Source organism: Moorena sp. SIO3B2, assembly GCF_010692525.1.
Classification (GTDB): Bacteria; Cyanobacteriota; Cyanobacteriia; order Cyanobacteriales; family Coleofasciculaceae; genus Moorena; species Moorena producens.
Map to the genome: position 1 here is coordinate 1 of NZ_JAAHHE010000495.1, position 3,908 is coordinate 3,908.

4 protein-coding genes are annotated in these 3,908 nt (G+C 42.9%); 2 read left to right on the top strand and 2 right to left on the bottom strand.

The genetic code is table 11. The annotated features are described in order from the left end of the window. Window positions 1–260: 260 nt before the first annotated feature. A complete protein-coding gene (locus tag F6K38_RS36890; RefSeq protein ID WP_008189930.1) occupies window positions 261–668 on the top strand; it encodes a hypothetical protein in 408 nt (135 codons plus the stop codon). 72 nt (window positions 669–740) lie between these two features. Here F6K38_RS36890 and F6K38_RS36895 read toward each other — a convergent pair whose 3' ends face one another. Next, window positions 741–929, bottom strand: coding sequence for a hypothetical protein (locus tag F6K38_RS36895; protein ID WP_287359977.1), 189 nt, complete (start codon window positions 927–929; stop codon window positions 741–743). 116 nt (window positions 930–1,045) lie between these two features. On the opposite strand from F6K38_RS36895, the gene F6K38_RS36900 reads away from it, so the two are divergent. Further along, window positions 1,046–1,297, top strand: a complete 252-nt coding sequence (locus F6K38_RS36900; protein WP_287359978.1) for a hypothetical protein — start codon at window positions 1,046–1,048, stop codon at window positions 1,295–1,297. A gap of 164 nt (window positions 1,298–1,461) precedes the next feature. Here the strand turns inward: F6K38_RS36900 and F6K38_RS36905 are convergent. Next, window positions 1,462–3,908, bottom strand: a 2,447-nt coding sequence (locus F6K38_RS36905; RefSeq protein WP_287359980.1) for a WD40 domain-containing protein, incomplete at its 5' end; no start/stop codon positions are given.

The following is a 3,908-nucleotide window of genomic DNA, read 5'->3' on the forward strand; positions in this document are numbered from 1 at the left end:
GCTCCCTAAAATATAATCCAAAAATACATCATAAAATTGATATTTGTTATATATCAAACCCCCAAGCTAATCAATTTTTAAATTTGTAAAAAAATGTTGCAAAAATCTAAAAATATCCTTGACATTTGCCAATTTATTAGTAATAATAAAAATGTCCGAGATTTCGATAATATTTCTGGACAAAAAGCCGCGCTTTGTGCGTCAACCAAGAAGCGCGGCTTATGTCCCCAGTCACAAGCTATGTGTGAGGTAATTACATCATGCCAACAAATCGCTCAAATGACCATCTGAATCATCTAATTAACTGCCAGCGAGCCCTAGACCGCCTTGCCCAAATTGCCAGGAGCCAATCCACATGGGAACATTCAATTCCTGGTCCCATCACCGAGCGAGAAGAAATCTTGATCTACCTATACAGCAACTGCCGACTGTCCATGACCCCCCAGGAGTTTTACTGGAAATGGCAAGTTAAGCAAGAAGATATTGCTAACATCTGCTCCCGCTCAACTTACGCTGTCAACAGCTGGCTAGCCCAAGGTGCTCGCTATAAAACTCCCTCTTCCGATTCCTTGCATCATCTGGCCTTAATGGATTTTCTCTTAGAAAATTTCGAGGCCATTCCAAAGGAGTTATTAAATCAGCTCTGTTCTAAAGTTAAAAGTTGTTAGAATTAAGAATGTAGAATGTGGAATTAAGAATGTAGAATGCAGAATTAAGAATGTAGAATTAAGAATGGTGAATTAAGTAGTTGCGTAGGGTGCGTTAGGGGCGGACTTGCCCTTATTTTTCCCCTGGTAACCACCGTTCGGATAGTCCGCCCCGTAACGCACCACTGGGTCTGCTCTCTCCCCAAACTTTCCCTCTCCGCTTGGGAACTTGTTCTCCGCAGATTCGTCAAAATTGTCACAGCTACGATATTCTACGCTCACAAAATTTCCTGATCTGATCCATAAACCTAGAAAATATCCTGATCTGAGCCATCAATCTGGGAAAAATGTATATATTAATCTAGTTGGAATTAGCACAGAACCCACGGAGTCCACTTATGAAATGTTATAAAATTCTTTCCCTACTAGGGATAACAGCAGTATCTACAATCACTGCTACTCAGGTTTTGGCTATGGATACAGCTTCCTGGAACTTAATCACCGAACCTGACTCTAGTGACAATAGTCTATTGGAGGATGTTTCATTCCTGAAGTACACTATATTTGATACCGCTGCTGGCGCTAGAGAGCCTCAAGATCAAGATCCTAGACCACCAAGCCGCGACATGCCACAATCGGGAATTGAGTAGAGTCCGCTTCAGCTAGAGATTGATCATATATAGCAGTTCTTAATTGGGTGAGTTACACAAGTTGTGGGTTAATCGCACTAGGGAATAGGGAATAGGGAATAGGGAACAGGGAAAAAATCTTGTGTACCTCATGACTATCAGAACTGCTATATATTCCAGCTAATTTACTCTTGCTCCTCAATTTCCTCACAGAGTGTTTTGTTTTTTGGCTTGACGTTCCGGTTATTTTTTAGATAATTACCGATCTGATCACAAGCACGCTTCAGTAGGGAATTCACATCGTTTAATTCACTGTAATCTAAGAATTTACTGTAATCTAAATTCCAAATACTCACCCGATTAGCTGCGTTAATCGAGACTAGGGTTTCACCGTCTGGACTAAAATTTACAGACTCCACACGTTCAGAACCCTCGCTTAACGTTCTGATTAAAATTCCATTGGGGTCCCATAGTTTAACTGTGCCGTCCGCACTAGCAGAAGCAATAAGGTCTCGATTGGGGTGGAAACTGACATCATGAACAGTTTTTGTATGCCCTACTACTCTTTCAGACTCGAATTGCTGCCAAGAGATGTCTGTACGAGTCCAAATTACGATAAAACCACCAGCAGCACCTGCCACAATCCGCTTACCATCGGGGCTGAAACTAACGGAGGACAACTTCCTATCCCCAGGAAGGGTAGTAATGAGAGTTCCATCCTGCTTCCAGAGTTTCACCGTGTTGTCATTACTGGCAGAGGCAATTAACTGACCATCGGGACTGAAACTGACCCGATTAATGGCATCTGTATGTCCCGCTAGAGTACGTAGCAATTTCCCTTTCCTGGTCCAAAGTTTTACTGTGCTATCCTCACTCCCAGAGGCAATGATTTGACTATCAGGACTGAAACTAACGCTATAAACTGGATCCCTATGCCCCTCTAGATTATGTAGCAGTTGTCCCTGGCGATTCCAGAGTTTCACCGTCTTGTCATCACTGGCAGTGCCAATAATCTCACTGTCAGGGCTGAAATCAACCCCATTCACAAAACCCTGATGTCCCTGGAGGGTGAGTTCCCTAATCTGTTTCTCCGGGTTCCAGAGTCTGACCGTGTAATCATCTCGACTAGCAGAGGCAATTATCTCACCATCCGGGCTAAAACTAGCACCATAACCATAGACTGTATAGCTGGTAGGTTGGAAAACCTTAGGCAAGGTTTGGTCAAGACTCCAAAGTTTGACAGTCAAATCAAAACTAGCTGAGGCTAGCATCTTACTGTCCGGAGTGAAACTAACTTGATTGACAATATCTTTATGACCAGGAAGGGTTGAAATTGGTGTGCCTTTACCACTCCAGAGTTTTATTTTTCCGTCACTACTCCCTGAGGCAATCAACTCACCATCAGGACTAAAGCTGACGCTGTTGATCGCATCATCATGTCCTGCTAAAGTTTCCTCTAATGTTCCATCACGGTTCCAAAGGTTCACGGTCTGATCATCACTAGCTGAAGCTATGGTCTGACTATTGGGACTGAAAATTACACTCCAAACAGCTTTGTCATGCCCCCTCAAGGTTTTAATTAACCTTCCGTCACGGCTCCAGAGTTTGACCGTTTTGTCTTTACTGGCGGAAGCAATAAACTCTCCGTCATTGCTAAAACTAACGCTCAAAACAGAATCATCATGTCCTTCCAAGGTTTTGATCAAAATCCCATCACGGTTCCAGAGTTTGACCGTTTTATCACCACTGGCTGAAGCAATGGTCTCACCATCCGGGCTAAAACTTACCCACTTCACCCCCTTATTATGTCCTGTCAAGGTGTTAATTAACCTTCCATCCTGATCCCAGAGTTTAACGGTTTTGTCTTTACTGGCTGAGGCAATTATTTGATTATCAGGGCTGAAACTGACGCACCACACAAAATCCTGATGTCCTTGTAAGCTATTCAGCAATTGGCCATCACGACTCCACAGTTTGATAGTTTGATCAGAGCTAGCTGAGGCAATGAGCTGATTATCAGGACTGACACTTACACTCAATACACTTTCTTTATGTCCATCTAAACGATTGTGCTCTTGGGTTAAGTTGACTGCTTCCCAGAGGTTAGATACAGTCTCTTGTTCAATTTCGGATTTAGCTATTTTATGGTTTAATCGTTTCCCTCCCTTAATGCTGATTAAAAGAGCATCTAGCTGATTTTTGTTTACAAGACGATAGAGCTGATATTTAGCGTTGAGTTTAGCAAGCTTTGCCTGTCTTTGGTGAAATTCTGCCAATTGCCACTGCCCGATGGCGATAGCTGCTAATATAGTCATCACCACGCTAAATCCCCCTAACCCCATCACCAACCGTTTCCGAAGCCGTTGTCGCGCTTCTCGCTCTTTTTCAAGTTCCGCTCTCATGTCAGCCCCTTGTCGTTGTCGAATGAAATCTACCAGATAATCATGGACTAATTGATAGCGATCGCTATAAATCTCTCGCAACAGCAGCACTAAGCCAGATTTTACAAAAATTTCCAACACTAAATCTAATCGTTTTAGCTCTGTGTCTACATCAGCCGCCAAGGCTTTTAATTCTTTTTCCAAATCATGGCGAGTTTTGAGAGGGCGGGTGTTGTTTTCATCCGTTAGCA